Source organism: Calothrix sp. NIES-2098, assembly GCF_963875125.1.
Lineage (GTDB): Bacteria > Cyanobacteriota > Cyanobacteriia > Cyanobacteriales > Nostocaceae > Aulosira.
This window is the reverse complement of sequence record NZ_CAWNKJ010000001.1, coordinates 3,134,409-3,157,598: the sequence shown is the minus strand read 5'-3', so window position 1 is coordinate 3,157,598 and position 23,190 is coordinate 3,134,409. Positions and strand designations below refer to the sequence as shown.

At 42.6% G+C, this 23,190-nt stretch carries 13 protein-coding genes; 7 read left to right on the top strand and 6 right to left on the bottom strand.

Annotated features, from left to right (window positions below; translation table 11 throughout):
- Positions 1–94 precede the first annotated feature (94 nt).
- The 3 genes from AACU33_RS13220 to AACU33_RS13210 all read right to left on the bottom strand — a co-directional run bounded on the left by AACU33_RS13220 (position 95) and on the right by AACU33_RS13210 (position 3,619).
- Positions 95–1,099, bottom strand: coding sequence for an NAD-dependent epimerase/dehydratase family protein (locus AACU33_RS13220; RefSeq protein WP_096589073.1), 1,005 nt, complete (start codon positions 1,097–1,099; stop codon positions 95–97).
- 75 nt (positions 1,100–1,174) lie between these two features.
- Positions 1,175–2,353, bottom strand: a complete 1,179-nt coding sequence (devC, locus tag AACU33_RS13215) for an ABC transporter permease DevC (RefSeq protein WP_096589071.1) — start codon at positions 2,351–2,353, stop codon at positions 1,175–1,177.
- Between the two features lie 66 nt (positions 2,354–2,419).
- Positions 2,420–3,619, bottom strand: a complete 1,200-nt coding sequence (locus AACU33_RS13210) for an ABC exporter membrane fusion protein (RefSeq protein WP_096589069.1) — start codon at positions 3,617–3,619, stop codon at positions 2,420–2,422.
- Positions 3,620–4,383: 764 nt separating this feature from the next.
- On the opposite strand from AACU33_RS13210, the gene AACU33_RS13205 reads away from it, so the two are divergent.
- Positions 4,384–5,694 carry a ParB/RepB/Spo0J family partition protein gene (locus tag AACU33_RS13205; RefSeq protein ID WP_096589067.1) on the top strand — a complete coding sequence of 437 codons (1,311 nt, stop codon included), beginning with the start codon at positions 4,384–4,386 and terminating at the stop codon, positions 5,692–5,694.
- 100 nt (positions 5,695–5,794) lie between these two features.
- Here AACU33_RS13205 and AACU33_RS13200 read toward each other — a convergent pair whose 3' ends face one another.
- Both AACU33_RS13200 and AACU33_RS13195 read right to left on the bottom strand, forming a co-directional pair.
- Positions 5,795–6,307 carry an endonuclease domain-containing protein gene (locus tag AACU33_RS13200; RefSeq protein ID WP_339375980.1) on the bottom strand — a complete coding sequence of 171 codons (513 nt, stop codon included), beginning with the start codon at positions 6,305–6,307 and terminating at the stop codon, positions 5,795–5,797.
- A 94-nt stretch (positions 6,308–6,401) separates the two neighbouring features.
- Positions 6,402–6,806: a hypothetical protein gene (locus AACU33_RS13195; protein WP_096589065.1), complete on the bottom strand. Its 405-nt coding sequence runs from the start codon at positions 6,804–6,806 to the stop codon at positions 6,402–6,404.
- 193 nt (positions 6,807–6,999) lie between these two features.
- Between AACU33_RS13195 and AACU33_RS13190 the strand changes: the two genes are divergently transcribed.
- Together AACU33_RS13190 and AACU33_RS13185 are read left to right on the top strand one after the other, a co-directional pair.
- Positions 7,000–7,176, top strand: coding sequence for a hypothetical protein (locus tag AACU33_RS13190; protein ID WP_339375979.1), 177 nt, complete (start codon positions 7,000–7,002; stop codon positions 7,174–7,176).
- A 368-nt stretch (positions 7,177–7,544) separates the two neighbouring features.
- On the top strand, positions 7,545–11,297 hold the full coding sequence (locus AACU33_RS13185; RefSeq protein WP_096589063.1) for a CHAT domain-containing protein: 3,753 nt from the start codon (positions 7,545–7,547) through the stop codon (positions 11,295–11,297).
- 610 nt (positions 11,298–11,907) lie between these two features.
- On the opposite strand, the gene AACU33_RS13180 is transcribed toward AACU33_RS13185, so the two are convergent.
- Positions 11,908–12,216 (bottom strand): hypothetical protein, encoded by a 309-nt coding sequence (locus AACU33_RS13180; protein WP_339375978.1) that lies wholly within the window; start codon positions 12,214–12,216, stop codon positions 11,908–11,910.
- Positions 12,217–13,232: 1,016 nt separating this feature from the next.
- Between AACU33_RS13180 and AACU33_RS13175 the strand changes: the two genes are divergently transcribed.
- The 4 genes from AACU33_RS13175 (at position 13,233) to AACU33_RS13160 (ending at position 22,964) form a co-directional block, all read left to right on the top strand.
- A complete protein-coding gene (locus tag AACU33_RS13175; protein ID WP_096589059.1) occupies positions 13,233–13,511 on the top strand; it encodes a hypothetical protein in 279 nt (92 codons plus the stop codon).
- Between the two features lie 236 nt (positions 13,512–13,747).
- Positions 13,748–19,273, top strand: a complete 5,526-nt coding sequence (locus AACU33_RS13170) for a type I polyketide synthase (protein ID WP_096589057.1) — start codon at positions 13,748–13,750, stop codon at positions 19,271–19,273.
- A gap of 316 nt (positions 19,274–19,589) precedes the next feature.
- Positions 19,590–21,323 carry an SDR family NAD(P)-dependent oxidoreductase gene (locus AACU33_RS13165; RefSeq protein WP_096589055.1) on the top strand — a complete coding sequence of 578 codons (1,734 nt, stop codon included), beginning with the start codon at positions 19,590–19,592 and terminating at the stop codon, positions 21,321–21,323.
- A gap of 279 nt (positions 21,324–21,602) precedes the next feature.
- Complete coding sequence (locus tag AACU33_RS13160; RefSeq protein ID WP_096589053.1) at positions 21,603–22,964, top strand: beta-ketoacyl [acyl carrier protein] synthase domain-containing protein; 1,362 nt, start codon at positions 21,603–21,605, stop codon at positions 22,962–22,964.
- Positions 22,965–23,190 lie beyond the last annotated feature (226 nt).

Genomic DNA, 23,190 nt, shown 5'->3' with positions numbered 1-23,190 from the left:
TTTTTAGGGATGAACTTTATTGTTTTTACTTTGTGTCTTAGTGTCTCTGTGGTACAATTTTTAAACCACAAAGGCACAGAGAGAAATAACTAGACTATTTCATCAAGTCTTGAATATTGGTCTTTTCTAGCCATTCTTGTATGATTTGTAATCCCTCTTCTAGCCCAATTTTGGGTGTATAATTTAATAAGCTTTGGGCTTTAGCAATAGAACAAGCGTAGGGACGAGTCATAAAATCTATTGACTCTGGCAGAATATCGGCTTTTTTACGAAATAGCTTTTGTCCTTGCACGCGCAGTTTGAGAAATAGTTTGATTTCGTCTTTTCCTAAAGACATGGGTGCAGGGGAACCAGATATTTCAGCTAAACGTGTAAAATACTCTTTCCAAGAAGTTTGTTCGCCGTCTGTAATATTGAAGATTTCGCCGTAAGTTTCTTTTTCAATAGCAAGAAAAATACCATCAATTAAGTTATCTACATATACGTGATTGATAACGCCGTGTTCATCACTAGCATAAGCAAATAACTTTTGACGCATAAAATGAACTGGGCGAACTACCCAAGGGATACATCCCGGCCCGTAAACATCGCCTGCTCGAATGATAATAATGCCAAAATCTGGGGGATTATTTAGCGGTAGTAGGGCAACTTCTGCTTCAATTTTACTTTGGCAGTAAGGGTTTTTTTCTTCAGCTAATGGCTCGGATTCTGTGATGCGATCGCTATAATTAAATCCATAAACCAATACACTCGAAAGATGCACAAAGGTTTTGACACCAGCACTTTTGGCCGCTTTCGCCATAGTGATGGTTCCGTCAACATTCATCTCACGAAAATCTTTGATTGCGCCAGCTTCTTGAGCAAGTTGAGCAGTGTGGAAAACGATGTCTACTCCCTCACAAGCTTTTTGAGCAATCTTCGCATCGTTAATACTACCAACAATCACCTCAACGCCTAAGTTTTGCGCTTTTTTATCGCCAACAGCAGAACTTTGTAGCCCTCGGACTTTCATTCCCTTAGCGATGGCTAACTCAGCCGCACGCCAACCGATAAATTCGTCAATTCCGGTGATTAGGAGAGTTTTGTTTTCCAGGTTCATAAAGCAGAGATGATTGATTAATTTTGTAGGGGCGGGTCTCCCCACCCTTTACGACAATCCGTATATCGCAATAATTTAGAAAATATCGGCGGGGTCTGCGGAACGCAGTTTATTGATAGCTAACGACCCAGAAGTTAAGCACATTAAAATTGCGGAAACTAAGACCAAGAACGCATTGTTAAAGGTCATCATAATTGGCAACTTTGTGGCTTTCATAGCAAAATCGTAGAGCAGCACGGATAAAATAAATCCGGGAATAAAGCTTAAAATTGCCAATAATAAAGCTTGCTGAAAAACCACATTCAATAAGTATCTATTGGCATAACCCATAGCTTTTAAAGTTGCATAAGCCACAAATTGAGTCGAAATGTTGCTGTAGAGAATTTGGTAAACAATTACGACACCTACAACAGAAGCCATTGTCAGCATTAGACTCAGAATAAAACCAATTGGGGTTCTGATAGCCCAATATTGTTTTTCAAAATCAATAAAACCTTGGTAAGTAAAAACTTGAACGTCATTAGGTAATGAAGCTTGTAAACTTTTCAGAACCTTCTCTGGATCTGTACCAGGTTTTAAAGTGATTACGCCTACATCTATCATTTCTGCGGGGCGGGTATTGGGATTGATGCGCAGAAAAGTTGAATCGCTGACAATTAAGTTACCATCTACCCCAAAGGAAGGCCCTAAACTAAATAAGCCGCCAACTCTGACACGATAACCAATTAATGAATTAAAGGGAAATATTTCAACTGTCTGTTCAGTTTGACCTCGATTGAATCTTTCTGCAATCGGCCCAAATTCCGAACGTGAATCCCGGTCGAAAAGCATCATATCCGGAATTTTGAGTTTGTCTAAATTTTCCTCAACTTCAGGAATATTTAAAACCGATCTCCCAGGATCGAACCCAATAACATAGATTGAATATTTCTCGCTATTTACAGGGTTTTTCAACTTGGCAAATTGCAAATAGATTGGGCTAACTGACTCGACACCATCAAACCCCAATGCTTGATATAAACGAGTTCGAGAAAAGCTTTGATTTGAGGTCAAAGACTTATATTGAGAACTAACTAAAAACAAATCTCCTTTCAAACTTTGATGTACTGCGGTAGCACTAGAATAAAGTGCGTCTTGAAACCCTAGCTGAATAAACATCAGCAGCACAATAAAAGCAATCCCCGCTATAGCTACCAGAAAACGCACTTTTTGCTGGACTAGCTGTAGCCATGCTAAAGGAATTTTAAAATTCATGAATTAAGAATTGTCAGTTGTCATTTGTCATTGGTCATCTGTCATTCGTCATTTGACTCTTGACTCTTAAATATGAATCGCAACATCAACTTGTAAGTTGGTGAGCCTTGATACTTTGGCGCTATCTGCGGGATCGTCTATGCAGATTTTTACCTCAACAATTTTGCGATCTGTGTCCGATCCTGGGTTGAGGCTGAAGATACTTTGCTTGTCAACTTGCCAACCCACTTCTTCTACGGTTCCCTGCAATTTGCCGACAATTGCTGGGCTAGTAATAGTCACTTTTTGACCTTTACGCACTTTTTGAATATCGGTTTGATACACTTCTGCAACCACATACATTTGCGAGATATTACCTATCTCCGCAAAGCCAGAAGTAGCAATTACTTCGCCTGTCCTGGCGTGAACTTTCAAAATTGTGCCGTCAATGGGAGATTTAATGTAAGTTAAATCTTGGTCTGCTTTTGCTTGTTTAACAGCAGTTGTGGCACTTCTGACTTGGGTTTGTGCTAACTCAACATCTACAGGACGTACTTCTTTAACACTGCTGAGTTGCGATTGTGCTTGTTTAATTTGGCTTTGTAGTGTGTCTTGAGTACGCTTCTTGGTGGCTTGGGCTTCCGCTAGCTGCTGTTGTGCAGTTTTGAGTTGCAGTGCTTTGCTATCTGATACAGAAGCGGCGATCGCACCTTGTTTGAACAATTGCTGATAGCGATCGTTTTCGGTTTTAGCGTTTTCTACCTGCGCCAGGAGTCTTGCAACGGTTGCGTCTTGGGTTGCTACGTCACCTTTTAATTGTGACTGTAAACTCGCGATCGTCGCTTTTTGAGCGTCAATATCTCCAGTTTTAGCACCAGATTTTACTTGAGCTAATTGGGCTTTCGCAACTTGCAGTTTATCTAAAGCTTGTTGCAAAGCTGCTGTAGAGCGATTGTAGTCTTCTAGGTAAGCTAAGATTTGTCCAGCTTGTACCTTGTCTCCTTCCTTAACTAATAGTTTTTCAACTCGCACACCGTTAATGGAATGAGGTGCAGACAAATAAGTAATTTCGCCTTGAGGCTGTAAACGCCCTAAAGCAGTGATTGCAACTTTCGCCGGAGCAGCCTTTGGCGGATTTGTTGGGCGACTCTGAATATTAGACCGAAATAATGTTGATAAAGTGTAAAAAGATGCTAGTCCAGTAGCGAAGATGACAGAAACTCCTAAAACTATTTGCCATCTTTGTACGGGCTGTTTGAATAATGGGCTTTCTTTGTTTACTGCCATATTTTCATTCCAATTGTGCTATGCCTGGAGATAACTTCAACGCTTATATCTGTTGATTAGATTAGGCTTATCCCAACTTTTTCGACTTGCAGAAATGGGATAAGTATAAATGTAGGGTGGACAGTACCCACCACAATCCAGATACGGTGGGCTACAAATATTTCAGGAATTAAAAGAAATCCTAGATTTAAATTTTTTACACTTTTGTTGCCAATACAAATTACTAGTTAGGCCGCTAAATTTATCTTAGCTCTATTCCTAAATATCTCAGTTTTATCCACTACAATTATTGAATTTTGCAGCCAATAATTTTGTAGTGCCAGCGATACAATTATAGTGACAGAATAACGCAGCACTGAGAAAATAAGGTGGAAAAACTAGGATAAAGCTTTGTTAAAGTATTGCAAAAACCCTTTAGCTTGTCAATTCGTTTTCGCTGTCTCATTTTTGGTTGAATATCCATAATATCTCTCAGAGAATGATGAGGAAATAGGTAATATATATTAAGTAATTTTCCTCATTTTATTTCCAAATATTATGGTTAATCAACGGACTCTACTATTATCAACGGATTATTGTGAGCTTAGTTGTGTACCATAAGACATTCTTGTCAAATTGAGGATGAGGGAGTGTGAGGAGTGTGGGGAGTGTGGGGAGTGTGGGGAGTGTGGGGGGACAAATGACAAATGACACCTGACCCTTGACTCCTGATATCTTAATGCTATGGTTGGTGTTTGAACTGGTTGCACTGAACAATAGTAATTATGCCTATTGTGCCCATAAATCAAATTCTCGTTGGTCGTAACCGCCGTCCAATTAAGGGTGAGAAGGTTGATGAATTAAAGGAATCAATTAGGGCTAATGGTCTTTTGAACCCGATTACGGTGGATCAAAAGCTGAATTTAATTGCGGGATTGCATCGGTTGACGGCTTGTAAGCTGTTGGGGCTGGATGCGATCGCCTGTAATATTGTGACCTACCAATATGCTGAACAAGCTCGTTTAGCAGAGATTGATGAGAATTTGATCCGTAATGAGCTAGAACCGCTAGAGCGATCGGAGTTGTGGTTGGAGCGCGATCGCATTTTGGAACGTATGGGATTGCGGGCGAAGGCGGGAGATAACCAACATACTCTTAAAGGTGGTGAAATGATTTCACCACCTCTAAAACGAACTGTGGAGTTAGCAAGGGAGGCTGGCTACTCTGAGCGCACCTTTCAGCATGGAAAGCAGATTGCAAAAGGGATTCACCCCGATGTCAAACAAATGATTAAGGGAACTGCGATCGCCGAAAGTCCCACAGCTTTATTAAAAATAGCCAGAGCAGGTAGTCAAGAACGCGCTGTAGCAGAAGCAGCACAACAGGCTTTTGAATTAGCCGAGGCGCAAGGAGATGTACAAGCGGCTGAAAAGCAAGCCAAACTGCTGGCTGAGGCTAAGAATAAGCAAAAAGAGTTACAGACTTTAGCATATAACAGTGCTTTGGCAGAAAAAGAAGTCAAGTCACTGTCCAAAAAAAGCCAGTGTCAGCCATCCAACCCAGCGAAAAATGTAACGGTGGGTGAAGAATGGATGCTAGGAAGGCATTTAGTGTATTGTGGCGATACGGCGAAACAAGAGTTCACGAACTTGCTACCCTCGGATGCAGCATTGGCGATCGCGACTGTCTCCTCAACTTGGAATCATAATTATTTAGTTGGGGAAGCGCGGGTTGTAGCGGTACTGCGATCGCAAGGGCAGATTTATGAATTTTATCAGCGTAATCAAATGCCTTTTCAATACGAATTACTGTTAGGAAATATCTATGTAGGGATTTTTTCTCATCAATCTCTATCCCAGCCACAGACAGAAATTAATGTTGAAGGTGTAGAAGGAATTGTTAATTACTTAATTAATTTATATACCAGTCTCAATAATTTTGTGATTGCACCGTTTATGGGTAATGGTGAAGTTTTAATTGCTTGCGAACGCATGGGGCGAATCTGTTTTATTGGCGACGATCGGCCGGAGTTAGTTAGCCGGGGAATTGGGCGATGGGAGAAGTGGACGGGAAAGCAATCTCAGAAAACGAGGTAATAAAGGACGCAGAGACAGCAGCAGTTTTCAGCTATTTCAACAACATCTGTCATCAGAGTCTACCATTGCTCAGTTCCCCTTCTCCCTGAGGGAGAAGGGGTTAGGGGATGAGGGCTTGAGCAATTGTATGTAAAACTGACTCGATATCATTAAATATTTGCTCATTACTAAAGCGAATAACAGTAAATTGATGAGATAGCAACCAGTTTTCTCTAATATAATCTTCAGCTTGCTGACTTGCATGAATACTACCATCTACCTCGATAATTAGTAATTTTTCGTGACAATAAAAATCAACAATATATCTATCAATATTATGTTGTCTGCGAAATTTTTTATTTAATAAACGTCGATTTCTTAAACATTCCCACAATATTTTTTCTGCTGGTGTTTGTTGTTTTCTTAATTCGCGAGCGCGTTCTAATAATAGATCGGGAATTTGTCGGTTGCTACCTGCTAATTTTGCAATTTCTGCCCTCACCCCTAGCCCCTCTCCCTCTGGGAGAGGGGGATAAGAGTTATTTTTATATTTTTGTTGATTCTCTTGTTCCTGTTCTTTTTCTTTACTCCCTCTCCCTCTGGGAGAGGGAAGGGGTGAGGGTTCATATTCCATAATAAAATCAACTCATCTTATCCTTGACTAACCTTATTGCCAAGCTTTGAGGGATAGGGGTTTAACTCTTCGTGAATTGACCAACAGTCTCATTCTATTCGCTAAAATTCGCGATTTTACTATTATCTGATGCTTGTTGTGCAACATTTTTCAAGCGGCTCGACCTCATTTTGCGAACGCGATCGCTATCTCGAACACCACCTGCTGTTTCATATTGAGGGCTATCTGTGCCGTACTTAATAGCAATTAGCATAAGCATCTTTTGAGAAAGTTTAGTCAAATTTTTTTCCATCTCTTCAACTTCAGCTAAAGAAGAATCAGCTAAAGATAGAGCGTTATTATGAATCTCAAGTTTATTCCGTAACTGTTCCATTGACTCCATCAGTTTTTCTAGACTATAATCATCATCCAGTTTCAGATTTGGATCGACCAATTTCATCCCGGCTGCTCTTGACTCAACTTTTTCTAAAACGCTGTATTTACGTTTTTTGCGACTCATAAATTTGCCCTGTTCAAATATTTCTAAACATAGCTTGCCTTAATTAAATCGCAATCTGGTTCAGCATAAATAGCAATTTTTGAACGTACAATTTTCAGCTAATATCAGTAATATTTCGGTATTTAATTACTCTTCTTAAGAAGGCAAGAGGCAAAAACAAGAGGTAGGAAACATTAGGAAAGCCACTATTGAATTGAGCAAAGCCACCATTGAGTTAAGAATAGCCGCCATTGAGTTGAGAATAGCCACTGTTGAGTTAAGCAAAGCCACCATTGAGTTGAGCAAAGTCACTGTTGAGTTGAGAATAGCCGCTATTGACTTAACGATAGTGGCTTCTGTTGTTGGCGAGTTTGCGATCGCAAATGAATAAGTAGTTACACAAAATTAATTACACAATGTCATAAAAATTGTAGGGGCATGGTAGTGCCCATACGTGTCAACTTAACCTAAAAGCTATATACGGCGCGTGTTGTACAAAAACCCTCGCCCTCATCCCCTAACCCCTTCTCCCTCAGGGAGAAGGGGAATTAAATCTCTTGCTCCCCTCTCCCTCAGGGAGAGGGGCTGGGGGTGAGGGCAAAACCTTGCAACCAAGCGGGTTTCACGTTCAATTGACCTCACTGGGTACTGCCATGCCCTCTAGAATATAACGAAACGCGATCGCCTGGCATTTTTACGGAATTTAGGCTAAAAAGTTTGTATTATCTCAAATAACCCGCCACGCCCACACAGCCGACTATGGAATTAAATCTCCGCTTCCCAGAGAATAATCAAGTCATTGTAACATTTGATGGGCAAGAAACTGAGAGACTGGATTTTGCCTCACCATTGAGTGCAGCAGACAGAGAAGAGATTCGCTGGTACTTAGAAACTTATGCGGCACATTACACAACGGATGTAGATGATAAACGGGCGGAAGGGATAGCAAAAAAATTCCGGCAATGGGGCGAAGATTTATTTAATGCAGTTTTTCAAAATCGGGCTGCTCAACGGCTGTTTAATGATTTTCAAGATGAAAATCAACCAGGACGCTTATTAACAATCAGCGCCAGTCATCCAGCAATTTTATCGCTGCCTTGGGAATTGTTATGCGACCCACAAGGTACTTATTTGTTTCACGAAAATCCCCGCATTTCGATTCGTCGCCGCTTGGCTGGTGCAGGGGGTGGACGCAGACCGTTTAAAGTGCAAGTCAAAGACCGATTGCGGTTATTGTTTGTCATTAGTCGTCCCAGTGATGCAGGATTTATTGACCCCCGTGGTGAAGCAATGGCAGTGTTGAACGCCATTCAACAAGCAGCAGCCGGACGAGTTGAGGTAGAATTTTTGCGTCCAGCCACCTTGGATAATTTAGTAGCGCGGCTAGAAGACTCCCGCCAACCCCCTGTTGATATTGTGCATTTTGACGGTCATGGGGTATTTGATTTAGATGGGCGTTTCCAAGAACAGGCTAAACATAGCGACCCGGTGGGACTAACTAAAGGCGGGAATGAGAACGGCGGCAATATTGGTTACTTGTTATTTGAGGATAAAGAAGGGAAAAAAGCCCTGATTACTGCCGAAACCTTAGGTGATATGCTGAATCGGCAAAAAGTGGGGTTAATTGTTTTGTCTGCCTGTCAGTCGGCGGCGATGGGTGGCGAAGATGGAGAGGATGCAATGGGTAGTGTAGCCGCTAGGTTAACCCATGCAGGTATTCCCACCGTCTTGGCAATGACTCATTCGGTATTAGTGACAACTACCCAACAACTGTTTGCCAAATTTTATCAGGGTTTAGTATCTGGTGCTGGTATGGGTGAAGCATTAGATAATGCGCGGCGAGACTTGTATCTCAACCAACAACGGGGAGAACGGCAACGGGGTGAGAACCGGGTGCAGTTAAAATTGCAAGATTGGTTTTTACCTGCCTTGTATCAAGCAGCGGGTGATACGCCGTTATTGCAGCAGCAAGACTTGAACAACCAAGAAAGCGGCGAGACACCAAAATGGGGAAACTTGCCGGATATACAAGAAGCTGGATTCTTTGGTCGTAGCCGGGAATTGTGGCAGATAGAACGATGGTTTGTCCAGGGAACGCGCCGCCTCACAGTATCGGGTTTTGGTGGACAGGGAAAAACCTATCTTGTCCAGGAAGCAGGACGCTGGTTACACCGCACGGGGATGTTTGAGAAAGTTTGTTTTGTTGATTATGCTGCTTTTGGTGGTGTGGATGCTGTAGGGTGGGCAGTTAGCACCCTGGCGACAGTGTTAGACGAGAGTTTAATTGATGGGGCGGCGGCGACTCAGGCGTTGCGTAAGCAAGCTACATTGCTGATTTTAGATAACTTAGAAACCTTGCAAGGGGAACCTCTAGGGGAACTGTTAACCGTGGCAAAACAGTGGTCTGAGGTTGGGGAATGTCGGGTATTACTCACCACTCGCACACCAGATTTTCACTATCCTGATTATCCCACACAAGGCAGTCGCAAACATATCTCCTTATCTTTGCGAGGTTTGGGACAAGAAGATGCCCTAGCGTATTTCCAGAGTTTGATTAAACTGACGCTATCACCCAAATTTGACCCACCTAAACGCGGTGTGTTGTTGGAATTATTTAAACTGGTGGATTTTCATCCCCTGTCGATTGGTTTGTTAGCGAAACAGTTGGAAAGTCGCCGTCCGGCAGAGTTGGGACAACGCTTAGAAACCTTGATTGCCCAAACACCAAATAATCCCCTATTGGCATCTTTGAATTTATCTTTGGAACGGTTGGATGCTGAAGCAATGCAGTTATTGCCTCGCTTAGGCGTGTTTCAGGGCGGGGCGCTTGAGTATATCTTGCTGGAAATTACAGAAATTTCTGAGTCACAGTGGCAAATTTTGCGCCCTGCCTTAGAAGCCACTGGGTTAATTCAAGTTGATGGGCCTTTTCTCAAATTTCACCCCACCTTAGCCCCTGCCTTGTGGCCGCGCTTATCCCCAGAAGCACAGACACAACTGCTTGCCCGTTATCAACAGTGTTATTATCTACTTTCTCACTATTTGTACAATAAAGATATAAAAGACCCTGATTTTGCCCGTACCATTGCCGAACGGGAATTACCGAATTTACTTTATGCAGTTGATGGGGCGTTGAATGCAGGTGCAGAATGGGCAGTAGAGTTTGTTGACAATGTAAACTTTTTTCTTGGCAAATTTGGACTTAACCGCGATCTCACTTTACTAAATCAACGGATTGCTCAGTTGACTGTGGAAGTAGGTTCCCATACATGGTATCTCAGCCGTACAAGTTCAGGCGAGCAATTATTCAATGCTGGTCGCTATCAAGAAGCAGCACAGGTGTTTAGTGAGATACTGGCAGAGTTGGGCGAGCAACCAAGTTTTAACTACTGCGTTACTTTGGTTAGGTTAGGGCGATGCTTGTTGTTGCAAAGACAAACAGCACAAGCAGCACAAATCTACCGTCAGGGGTTGGCAGTGGCGCAGCATTTCGAACAGTCTGATGATGTAAAGAAACTGATGGGAACGTTGCAGACTGAATTGGCAGATGCACTGAGGGATATGGGAGATTATGGTGAGGCACGCATTGCTTATGAAGCAGGATTAGTTATTGATAAAGAAATTGGAAACCTTAGTGGGGCTGCCGTATCAAATCTTCAACTCGCAACTCTAGCTATGCTGCAAGGCAACCTTTCAGAAGCAGAACAGCGTTACCGTGAAGCACTGACTACTTGTCGGCAACTCAACGAACCAGCACAAGAAGCTGCAGCTTGGCATCAACTGGGTATAGTATACGAAAAAGGTAAGCAGTGGGACGATGCGGAAGATGCCTACCGAACATCAGCACAAATTCAAGAATCTCTAGGAAATCTGGCAGATGCAGCAAGTACTTGGGGTCAATTAGGCAACCTCAATGCACTTGCTGGCAACCTGGGAGAGGCGGAAGCTTGGCTTCGTAAGGCTTTGAAGCAATATCAAAAATTAGAAAATCAAGCAAATGCATCTCAAACATTAAGTAACCTCGCTTTCATACTACAAAACCAACCCCACCGCCTCAGCGAAGCCCGACAATTGGCAGAAGAAGCATTAGCCATTCACAAAACCTTAGACCCGGCTGCGGCTGAGATTTGGAAAACCTATGACACATTGGCAAAGATTGCCGACAAGCAAGGCAACACCACCCAAGCTAAAGAATATCGTCGCCAAGCAAGGCAAGCAAAAGCGGCGTTTGCAGGGACACAGTATGAGTTGCGGCAATATGGGCAGTTTATTGCAAGGGTAGTAGATGCTGTGGATAATGCAGAAATCAGGGAACAGTTAGAAGTTGAGATGGAGAATCTTGCAGAAGTTTGGCAAAATCTCGTTGCTGCCATCCGTCTTATCTTAGCCGGCGAGCGAGATGAGAATATACTGTGTGAGCAGTTAAATTTGGAAGAGTCTATGATTATCTCCGCTATCCTGCGGGGTATTGCTGACCCTCAATCCCTTGAAGCGTTATTAAATAATTCGTAATTCGTAATTCGCCGTAAAAGTAGGGTGTGTTGTCGCGCAGCGCAACGCACCGTCAAGAATCTAATACCAATTCAAATATAGTGCTTCTCAGTTGGATGCAAGACAAAATTATATCGTCGCCTGTAGGGGCATCGGCACTGCCGTGCCCTTAAGAGTGTGTGGACTCAACCGATAACCCCTATAATATTTGCGACACATCAATTATTCTAGAGGGCAAGGCAATTCCCATACGTGTCAACTTAACGCGAAACCCGCTTTGTAGCAAGGTTTTTGCCCTCACCCCCAGCCCCTCTCCCGGTGGGAGAGGGGAGCAAGAGATTTAATTTCCCTTCTCCCGGGGGAGCGAGAGATTTAATTCCCCTTCTCCTGGGCGAGCAAGAGATTTAATTTCCCTTCTCCAGGAGGAGCAAGAGATTTAATTTCCTTAATTCCCCTTCTCCCGGGGGAGAAGGGGTTAGGGGATGAGGGCGAAAGTTTTTGCACAATGCTCGCCATATATAGCTTTTAGCTTAAGTGGACACCCATGAAAAAGACCCCGCCCCTACAGGCTTGACGATTTAAATTCAACTCTTAAAACTCTTACTCTCTGCGCCTTTGCGTGATGCAAAATTCATTTATTATCCACTTCCGCAGAATAATCTTCACAAAAAGCTTTCAACCCAATGTGAATAATAATCACCATGACTGCAACAACTAAAGGAGATAACACATCCCCCGAAAAACCCATCGTTACCAACACCGCACCCAAGCGTTCCACAGCATCCTGATTATCCAAATCGCCCCATTTCTTCCACTGCTTATTCAGCATTCCCCCTTCTTGGCATAAATCACTTTTAGCAGCGCGTCCAAATTTCTGCAAAAAACTCTTAGAGTTTTCTTGTGTCAGATTTGTAATTGCTGCGGTTTGTTTTACCAACAATTTTTCATCTGAGATTTTATCATCTCCTTGTTTTTGCTCTGAATCTGGAGCAGAGCGCAGTTCTATTAACTGGCGGTCAATTTCCGCAGAGAGGGCAGTAATTTCTTCAGGGGTAAAGATGCTGTTTATTACTGATTTTCAAGAGAACTCTGTTAAGAATAATCATAGAGTAGTATATGCCACAATACGGTTCAGTTAACGATCTTTGTAGGGAACACCCAAAATATTTTTCACAACTAGACAATCTTACTAGCGCCGTGCCCCTACGATATAATGCATCTCAGCCTAACTGAACTGTATTGGCACGTCAAACAGCCTGTAGACGGTCTTTTAGAGGATGTCTGAGAAGTATTAAATATCTCGCGCGATCCCCCTTAGGTAAACGAGAGAATGTTTGGAACAAAATTGCTGTTTATCATGCACTTTTAGCAAAATTAAGCTTTGCTTTATAAAACACTTATTTATTTCTTATGTTGATTTATCTTGAAAAAACACTAAAAAATTTTGGGGATTTATGATGTTATGCTGAAAAAAATACGGTTGCGTCTTCATCCAATCTTTGTACTAATTCCAACGTAATTTATTTAACTTATTTATTACGGTTATTATTACAATTATTATTTAATCGATATCTAGCAATTAAGCAAGCAAATATGGGGTTGCTAATTAAGGGACAAGTTGATACTTGTGCTTTCAACTTAATTAAATCTTTTTGTCAGCAACACTCAATTTTCTTTCTTAAATTAATTGAATTAAACAATTCGCTTTATTCAATTTGTGCTAGTCTTTGTATTAATTCAAGTGTTTCAAAGCGGCGGCTAATTTAGTTGATTTCTGCGTAGTAAAAAAGAAATAAACTAAACCAAGCCGCATTGTTATCACCTTAGAAATACTCGAAGATTATTTAAATAAGTGCATCAATTCGGAGTATAGGTAAGGTTTTTTTGGTAACGAACTTGTCAACTTCTATCGGGCGAATTGCATAAAATATATTATCCTGGAAGCTGAAACTGGCTATGACATTTATCAAGATACAGAACGTTGTCATTAACACCAGCTATGTGGCTGCAATAAACTTAGATAGTCAAACTAGTTTGGGAGAAAAAAGCGTTTCTGTCCTAATAGCTACTCCTAAGTTTCCCTTGCTCCAGTGGGATGCAGTTGCCCAAAATCTCTATCACTACGAATGGATTGAATTCACTGGTCAAGCTGCTAACGCGCTTCAAGACTATTTTACTAATTTCAACAACGTTATTGACTTGCTGCCACATTATCAAGAGTCGGGCGTTGTCTAGTATTTTTGCAAAATTACGTTCCCTAAAGTTTGAAGGTCAAAGAATGAATATAAATCACCTTTTAGCCTTAAGCCTTCATTCTTTACACATGGTGTAGTGCTAATTCGCACCAAAAGCATTTAGCTTTTGCAGATAGGATAGCTAGCTGCTCGTCAAACAGATAGCTTTCATTATTGTACAGCAACAGAAATTTCTGTGGCTTTGCAATTCAAAGTCCTTCAGATTCGTTATGTCCTATGTCTGCTAATTCCATTGATGCTGCCTTGGCTGATTTAGAAGCCCAGATTAACAGTTGTGAAAAGACTTTGGTTAAGTTTATAGAGGAGAAAAAAGTGAAGTCGGATAAGCCAATTTCCATTAACAAGATTAACAGACAATTACAACAAAATCCTATAGCCATTATTGGGATGGCATCTTTATTTCCTAAGTCACGGAATTTACGGGAATATTGGCGCAATATTATTAGCAAAGCCGACTGTATTACAGATGTTCCAGAAACTCACTGGAGCGTTAAAGATTACTACGATCCAAACCCCAGAACACCGGAAGATAAAACCTATTGCAAACGAGGTGGGTTTATTCCTGAGGTTGATTTTAACCCAATGGAATTTGGTATTCCCCCCAGCATTTTAGAAGTTACTGATGTATCGCAACTATTAAGTTTAGTGGTTGCGAAAGAAGCAATGGAAGATGCTGGTTATGGAGAAACCCGTGAGTTTAGCCGCGAGAATATTGGGGTAATCTTAGGCGTGGCGATGGCTAAACAATTAGGTATGCCACTTTCCGCCAGATTAGAATATCCAGTTTGGGAAAAGGCGCTAAAAAGCAGCGGTTTATCTGATGAAGATACCGCCAAAATTATAGAAAAAATTAAAAGCGCTTATGTCAAATGGGATGAAAATGCCTTCCCTGGGATGTTAGCGAACGTAGTTGCAGGCAGAATTGCCAACCGTCTCAATTTTGGCGGGATGAATTGCGTAGTTGATGCTGCTTGTGCTAGTTCCTTTGGCGCTTTGAAAATGGCGATTAGCGAACTAGTTGAGTATCGCAGCGACATGATGCTGACTGGTGGTGTAGACACCGACAACACCATCATGGCTTACATCTCCTTCAGCAAAACCCCGGCTGTTTCTCCTAGCGAGAATGTGAAACCTTTCGATGCTAAGTCCGATGGGATGATGCTGGGTGAAGGTATCGGGATGATTGTCCTCAAGCGCTTAGAAGATGCGGAACGGGACAACGATAAAATCTATGCAGTCATCAAAGGTATCGGTACTTCTAGCGATGGCCGCTACAAGAGTATTTATGCTCCCCGCAAAGAAGGTCAAGTTAAAGCCTTAGAACGTGCTTATGAAGATGCTGGCTTTTCTCCCGCTACTGTAGGCTTAATGGAAGCGCACGGCACAGGGACAATGGCTGGCGACCCAACAGAATTCGGCTCTTTGCGTGATTTCTTTGCCGAACATGACTCGAAAAAGCAGCACATTGCGCTGGGTAGTGTAAAGTCCCAAATTGGACATACAAAAGCAGCCGCAGGTGCAGCAAGTTTAATTAAAACTGCTTTGGCATTACATCACAAGATATTGCCACCAACCATTAACATTACCGAGCCAAACCCCAAACTCAACATTAAAAATTCCTCCTTTTATTTGAATACCGAAACCAGACCTTGGATTCGCGCCGAAGGTGACGCGCCAAGACGTGCTGGTGTGAGTTCCTTTGGCTTTGGCGGTACCAATTACCACGTAGTTTTAGAAGAATACGAAGCCGAACAAGATAAGCCTTACCGCTTACATAATGCACCTGCAGAAATTCTGCTGTTTGCTGGGACTTCTGCTCAACTAATCGCTAAGTGCGAAGAAACCTTGGCGAAGTTGCAGTCAAAAGACGGCGAAAGACATTATGCCCAACTGATTCAAGATTCTACAGCACAAGAAATTCCCCAAACATCTGCGAGAGTTGGCTTTGTCGCTGAGAATCTGCAAGAAGCTTGCAAGTTATTGCAAATTAGTTTGGATTGGCTCAAGCACAAAGGCGCAGCTATCTCTTGGGAGCATCCCCAAGGTATTTACTTCCGTTCTTCGGGAATGAATTTGGCTGGTAAAGTTGTGGCGCTGTTCTCTGGTCAAGGCTCTCAATATTTAGATATGGGCCGGGAATTGGTGATGAACTTCCCCCAATTGCGCCGTCTCTACAGCAAAATGGACAGCCTGTTGCTGAAAGATAACTTGCGCTCATTGTCGGAAATTGTCTTCCCCAACCCAGCATTTGAAGAAGCAGAAAAGAATGCTCAAGTAGCAGCATTACAGCGCACAGAATACGCTCAACCAGCGATTGGGGTATTGAGTGCTGGGCTGTATACCATCATGCAACAAGCTGGTTTCAAATCCGATTTTGTTGCGGGACACAGCTTTGGTGAACTGACAGCTTTATGGGCTGCGGGTGTATTAAGCGAAGAAGATTACCTGTTCCTGGTGAAAGCTCGCGGTCAAGCAATGGCGGCTCCCGAAGACCCAGACCACGATCGCGGTAGTATGTTGGCAGTCAAAGAAGACATTGCCAAGGTAGAAGCGATTGTTAGGCATTATCCTCAGGTGTTAATTGCTAATATCAATTCTCCTACCCAAGTGGTGTTAGCTGGCCCCACCGCCGAAATCGCGAAAGTTCGCCAAGTATTACATGACAAAGGTTGTGCGGCTGTATTACTACCTGTATCCGCAGCGTTCCACACCCCATTGATTGCATTTGCTCAGAAATCCTTTGCGATCGCAACTAAGTCTGTCAAGTTCCAAATTCCCCAAATCCCAGTTTTCAGCAATGTCTCTGGGCAAAAGTATCCCCAAGAAGCACCTGCAATTCAAAAAGTTCTGGAAAGTCACCTCTCCAACTCGGTGCTGTTTAAGCAAGAGATTGAGAATATCTACGCTGCTGGTGGTTACTGCTTCGTGGAATTTGGCCCCCGCAGAATACTCAGCAACTTAGTCAAAGATACTTTAGGCGATCGCCCGCACCTGACCATTTCCTTAAACCCCAGCACCCAAAAGAACAGCGATCGCTCTTTGCGCGAAGCTGCTGTACAGATGCGTGTAGTGGGGATGAATTTGCAAAATCTCGATCCTTATCAACTACCTCCTGCACTCCCCGCACCCGAAAACGAGAAGAAAAAAGCGTTAACGGTGAAGTTAAACGGCATTAATTTTGTGTCGGAAAAAACCAAAAATGCCTTCCCGCAAGCTTTGCAAAACGGACATAAAGTTAAGCTAGCTGCATCTGCATCTGAAGTTACCATTACCCCTGCAGTAGCTACACCTGCATCTGAAGTTACTGTTACTCCCGCAGTAGCTGCACCTGCATCTGAAGTTACCATTACCCCCGCAATCTCTGCACCTTCACCTGCACCTGTGAACATAGAACCTGTAAGTCCCACACCCATTCACACTAACGGACATAAGAAAACTGCCCCTACCCCAGTCATGAACGGCGTTGCTTATGCTCCTCAAACCAAGCCTCAAATGAATCCTGCGACCCTTTTACAAACTCCAGCCCAGGAATCAAAGATGCAAACACCTGAAAAACCTGTAAATTATCAAAGAGTTCTAGAAAGTTTAGAATATCTCCTGGCTCAATTTCAGAACAATCAAAGCGAAAATTTACAAGTTCACGAACAATATCTCAATCATCAGATGGAATATGCCAAAACATTTTTCCAACTGATGCAACAACAAAACGCTTTACTCGCTGAAGCTAAAACTTCAACAGAAACCGCCAAGCTCAAGCAAGTTGTCATGGAAAGCTTAGAGCGCAGCATGATGCAGTTTCATTCCCAACAAGGTGAAACTCTACGCATCCATGAGCAATATCTCCAAGAGCAAATCGAATATACCAAAAACTTTTTCCAACTAATTCAGCAAGAGTATTCTCACCTCGTTGCTGGTGAAGAAATCACCCTACCCCAGGTAACATTACCCTTCGTTAGCGAAGCTGTTACCGAAGCACCCGTTCCACCCACCGCCAAAATTGTTGAAACTCTTACTGCGCCTGTAGTTGAGCCAAAAATTGAGCCTGTAGCCAAAAATGGCTCTGCTCCCAAAATTGTTGAACCTCAGCCTGAGCCTGTAGCAGAAATTCCTGCGCCTCCAGTTGTGGAAATTCCTCCTCAACCTGTAGTTGAGATTTCCGTAGCTCCCGTTCAGCCTGAACCTGTAGCCGCACCTGTAGCGGAAACAGTTGCTTTCATCCCTGCACCCGCACCTGCATCCAGCACCGTCGATTTATCTGAATTGGGTAATAACCTGTTAAGCATCACCAGTGAAAAGACAGGCTACCCCATCGAAATGTTAGAGATGGACATGGATATGGAGGCAGACTTAGGTATTGACTCCATCAAACGGGTAGAAATCTTAGGCGGATTGCAAGAATTATACCCCGACCTACCCAAGCCCAACTTGGAAGAATTAGCCGAAAAACGCACCATTGGCCAAGTTGTTGAATACCTGCAAAACCACGCCGCTGGTAACACCTCTGTAGCTGCTCCCGTACAAGAAGTTGCGGAAATTCCCCAAGTAGTCGCCCCAGTTGCAACCGTAGTCACTGCACCTGAACCAGTCGCTCCAGTTGCAGTAGTCGCCCCCGTAGAAACTGTAGTAACTGCACCTGAACCAGTAGTTCCACTCAGCGAAGTAGTTTCCTTCGCCCCCGAAGTAGAAACCACAACTGAAACCACAACCAGCGCTGATTACGCAGACATCGGTCAAACCCTACTGAACATTACCAGTGAAAAAACTGGTTACCCAGTAGAGATGCTGGAACTGGAAATGGACATGGAAGCCGACTTAGGTATCGACTCCATCAAACGAGTAGAAATCCTGGGTGCGATGCAAGAAATGTACCCCGACCTACCCAAACCAAACATCGAAGAACTCGGCGACCTCCGCACCATCGGTCAAATAGTTGATTATCTCCAGAAGCTGGCTGGAGGTGAAAAAAAAAAGCATGAATTTGAGTTTGACAACGAGCCGATAATAGATGTAGAGCATAACGTTCAACGTCTACCCATCAAACTCAAATACCTTCCCCAACCAGATTACTTAGACTTCAACTTACCAGAGGGACACATCGCCTTAGTCACCGATGATGGTTCCCTCACCACCTCGGTGGTAGTGCAATCCTTAGTAGATAAAGGCTGGAAAGTTGTAGTTCTCAGCTTCCCCCAAGCGGTAATTCCCCAACAAGCACTTTTACCCCCAGGCGTTACCCGCATCACCCTAGTAGATTTCAGCGAACAACTACTACAAGATAAATTATCTGCGATCGCAAGTAACATCGGCAGCATTGGGGCATTCATCCATATTCACCCAGTCTTCCAAGTCAGTCACACAAAGACACTTCCTTACATTGAACAAGAAAAGGCGATCGTTAAACACGTCTTTTTCATGGCGAAACACCTGAAAAAATCCCTCAATGAAGCCGCACGTTACGGACGCAGTTGTTTTCTCACAGTAGCTCGTTTAGATGGAGCCTTTGGGTTTGAGCATAACACCAACTTTGGAGTCATCGGAGCCGGTTTAGCTGGTTTAACCAAGACAATGAGATGGGAATGGCCCAAAGTATACACCAGAGCAGTTGATATTAGTCCCGCTCTCGATGCTCAACAATCAGCACAACACATCATTGCTGAACTCCACGACTCTAATCTTTATCTCAGTGAAGTTGGCTACGGCGCTCAGGGAAGAGTTACCCTAATCACTTCATCTGATAAGTAAGCAAATAAGGGAGATCAGGAATAATGTCACCTCATCTCCCTTTCTCTAAAACTCTTCTTTCTCTGTGTTCTCTGCGTCTCTGTGGTTCGTTTGAAATTTTTTTATCTCACGCAAAGGCGCAAAGAAATTTCTTCCTAAAAAACTCTCTTAACCTCATCTTCCTTCGCGTTCTTCGTGTCTTCGTGGTTCGTTTAAAAATCTTTTATCTCACGCAGAGACGCAGAGGCGCAGAGGAGAGAAAACAAGAGTAAAGACTATCAGTAATTATCGGCGTTTATCAGCGTTTATCGGCGGTTAAAAAATCCCAAATTGAAATATGGCAACACAAACACCTATTCGTCCCTCATCAGTTTTTCTAGTTAGCGGCGGCGCTAAAGGTATCACCGCCGAATGCACCATTGAACTCGCCAAAAAACAACCTTGTAAATTCATCCTTTTGGGACGTTCCGAACTATTAGAAACCGAACCAGAATACGCCCAAAATTGCTTTGAAGAACCTGCATTAAAAAAACGCATCATGGAAAATCTTCTCGCTCAAGGTGAGAAGCCCACACCCATAAGTGTACAAAAAATCTATAACAAAATTCACTCCAGCCGGGAAATTAAAAAAACCCTCGCCGCTATTCAACAAACAGGCGCTACCGCCGAATATTTAAGCGTTGATGTCACAGATACCGAAGGGTTAAAAGCAAACTTGGCGGCTGTAGTTAACCGCATGGGGCCAATTACTGGCATCATACATGGTGCAGGAAATTTAGCTGATAAATTAATTGAAAAGAAAACCGAACAGGATTTTGAAAAGGTTTACACCGCCAAAGTTCATGGATTAGAAAACCTGTTAGATTGCGTTCCCGCCGAACAACTCCAGCATTTAGTGTTGTTCTCCTCCGTCACTGGATTTTACGGCAATATCGGTCAATCTGATTACGCGATCGCTAACGAAATCCTCAACAAATCCGCCCACGTAATGAAGCAGTACTACCCCAACTGTCATGTTGTGGCGATTAACTGGGGCGGTTGGGATAGCGGAATGGTGACTCCAGAACTCAAAAAAGCCTTTGCAGAACGGGGAATTGATATTATCCCCGTGGAAGTGGGAACCAAAATGTTAGTTAAAGAACTCAACCCCAAGCATGGCGATACTACTCAATTAGTAATTGGTAGCCCTCTAATTCCCCCACCCGCACCTTTAGATTCTGAACTAAAAACTCATTTTATCCGTCGTCGCATCACAGTTGAAGCCAATCCATTTTTAATGGATCATGTGATTGCTGGTTATGCAGTAGTTCCCGCTACCTGTGCAATGTCCTGGATGATTAATGGCTGTGAAGAAGCTTACCCAGGTTACAGATATTTCAGTTGCAAAGATTTTAAAGTTTTAAAGGGAATTACCTTTAATGACTCGGTAGCCAGCGAACATATTTTGCAACTCAAAGAAATTGCCAAATCTGACGGCGAGTTTATCGAATTTCAAACGACTATTTTCAGCAAAACTCCTGCTGGTAAAACTCACTATCATTTCACTTCTACTATTAAACTGGTGCGAGAATTACCTGATGCACCTATATATGATGCAGTGAATTTGACAGAGGATGGCATTATTACCGCTAGGGGTAAAGATTTATATCAAAATGGCCCATCGACATTATTTCATGGCCCATGTTTTCAAGAAATTCAAAGGGTTTTAAATATTAGCCCCGAAAAAATTACTACAGAATGCTATTGGGCACAAATCACTCCCCAACAACAAGGACAATTTCCAATTCACTGGCACAATCCTTATGCTACTGACTTAAGTACCCAACCTTTATGGGTATGGTTAAGTCATTATCATAATGAAGTTTGCTTACCTGGACAGTTAACAACTTCTGAACAGTATAGAGCAATACCAGTTGATGAAATATTTTATGTTTCTTGTGATATTAAGGAGAAAAAAGCTACTGGTTTAACTGCCGATTTTATTTTGCACGATCGCACAGGTAAATTATACTCACGCATCCTGGGAGCCAAGGCTGTAGTTGCGCCGATGAGTTTACTGCAAGCTAAGTAATGAATTCGTGATATTTATAGCATTTCTTTATTGATGAAATACAAATTTAGATGTATTATAATCAATTCTGAAATGCTATAACTGCCATTTGATTTAGCTTGTTTAACGGCGTAAATCTTGCCATCTTAGGGAATCCAATTTATGCGGTTGTTATCTAGCTTTCCTATTTGATTTGTGAAAGTTATTTTTTTAACAAACCGCCCATAAAGTCAAGGGGAGAATATTGAAGCATAGCGAGCATATCCCCTTTTGTTTAATATCCCAATGAGGACATGAGCAGTGGAGAAAATAGCGATTATCGGGTTATCTTGCCTCTTTCCTGATGCCAATAATCCTGAGCAGTTTTGGCAAAACCTGACAAATGAGAAAGATGCAACTTCAGCTACTACTGTTGCAGATTTGGGTGTAGATCCCACAATATTTTACGATCCAATTAAAGGAAAACCGGAAAAAATTTATTTTCTCCAAGGTGGATTTATTCGTAATTTTCAATTTGATCCCAGCGAATACAATTTACCTGCGGAGTTAGTCGAGAGTTTGGATAATTCCATGAAATGGTCGCTGTATGCAGCCAAACAAGCGATTCAGCATAGCGGCTATTGGGGAAATCGCCAAGTTCTCTCAAAATGTGGGGTAATTCTGGGAACTTTATCCTTACCCACGAAGATGTCTAATCAATTGTTTGCACCAATTTACCAGCAAACAATTACCCCTGCGATCGCAGAACTTGTACAAGATGAAAATTTCCGGTTGGCTGCGTTACCAACCAAAACAAAGGCTTCCCCATATAATGCGATGATAACCGGCTTTCCCGCCGCCCTTGTCTCCCAAGCATTTGCTTTATCTGGTAATCACTTTTGTATAGATGCGGCTTGCTCGTCCTCATTTTATGCCATTAAGCTAGCCTCTTACTATTTGCGATCGCGCAAAGCTGATGTCATGTTAGCAGGGGCGATGAGTTGTGTCGATCCGCTATTTTTACGAATGTTATTTTCGGGTATTCAAGGTTATCCCGAAAATGGTATCAGCCGTCCTTTAGATAAGTCTTCTCGCGGCTTAATTACATCCGATGGGATTGGGATGGTAATGCTGAAACGCTACAGCGATGCTGTGATAGATGGTGATAAAATTCTCGCCACCATTGCTGGTAATGGACTTTCTAATGATGGTAAAGGTAAGCATTTATTAAGCCCCAATTCAAGAGGACAAATTCTCGCTTTTGAACGTGCATATAACGAAGCACAACTTAGCCCGAAAGACATTGATTACATGGAATGTCATGCTACCGGCACATTATTAGGAGATACCACAGAATTTAACTCTGTAGAGACTTTCTTTGGTGAACATCAAGCATCGCCTTTAGTAGGTTCTACTAAAGCTAATGTCGGTCACTTATTAGTAGCGGCTGGTATGGTTGGCTTGGCAAAAACTATTTATAGCATGAATGCGGGTGTAATTCCTGCCACGATTAATGTCAGCGAACCAATTGGGACGGAAAACAGTGTCATTTCTAGCAACAATATTGTGAGAACAGCGACGAAATGGCCTAATAATTCGTCTGTGAAACGTGCGGCTTTAAGTGCTTTTGGTTTTGGCGGAACCAATTCACATTTGATTTTGGAAAAGCAGGATGAAGTATAAGAAGATTTAACCGCAGATAAACGAAGTCTAGATTGTTGCTAAATATCTCTTCTTTTTCTTTCCTTTCTTAGCGCACTTCGCGTCTTCGTGGTTCGTTATTAATTTAGAAAATAAACCGCGAAGGCACGAAGGACACAAAGGGAAGAGGGCTATAGAGAGATTTTGCATAAGTCCTCTCTAATTGCGGCAAATGAAAAACAATCTCTATAACATACTTCATCCTTTA

Coding starts and splice junctions, on each gene's coding strand:
- AACU33_RS13220 (WP_096589073.1), bottom strand. CDS start 1,099: ATGAACCTGGAAAACAAAACTCTCCTAATCACCGGAATTGACGAATTT.
- devC (WP_096589071.1), bottom strand. CDS start 2,353: ATGAATTTTAAAATTCCTTTAGCATGGCTACAGCTAGTCCAGCAAAAA.
- AACU33_RS13210 (WP_096589069.1), bottom strand. CDS start 3,619: ATGGCAGTAAACAAAGAAAGCCCATTATTCAAACAGCCCGTACAAAGA.
- AACU33_RS13205 (WP_096589067.1), top strand. CDS start 4,384: ATGCCTATTGTGCCCATAAATCAAATTCTCGTTGGTCGTAACCGCCGT.
- AACU33_RS13200 (WP_339375980.1), bottom strand. CDS start 6,307: ATGGAATATGAACCCTCACCCCTTCCCTCTCCCAGAGGGAGAGGGAGT.
- AACU33_RS13195 (WP_096589065.1), bottom strand. CDS start 6,806: ATGAGTCGCAAAAAACGTAAATACAGCGTTTTAGAAAAAGTTGAGTCA.
- AACU33_RS13185 (WP_096589063.1), top strand. CDS start 7,545: ATGGAATTAAATCTCCGCTTCCCAGAGAATAATCAAGTCATTGTAACA.
- AACU33_RS13175 (WP_096589059.1), top strand. CDS start 13,233: ATGACATTTATCAAGATACAGAACGTTGTCATTAACACCAGCTATGTG.
- AACU33_RS13170 (WP_096589057.1), top strand. CDS start 13,748: ATGTCTGCTAATTCCATTGATGCTGCCTTGGCTGATTTAGAAGCCCAG.
- AACU33_RS13165 (WP_096589055.1), top strand. CDS start 19,590: ATGGCAACACAAACACCTATTCGTCCCTCATCAGTTTTTCTAGTTAGC.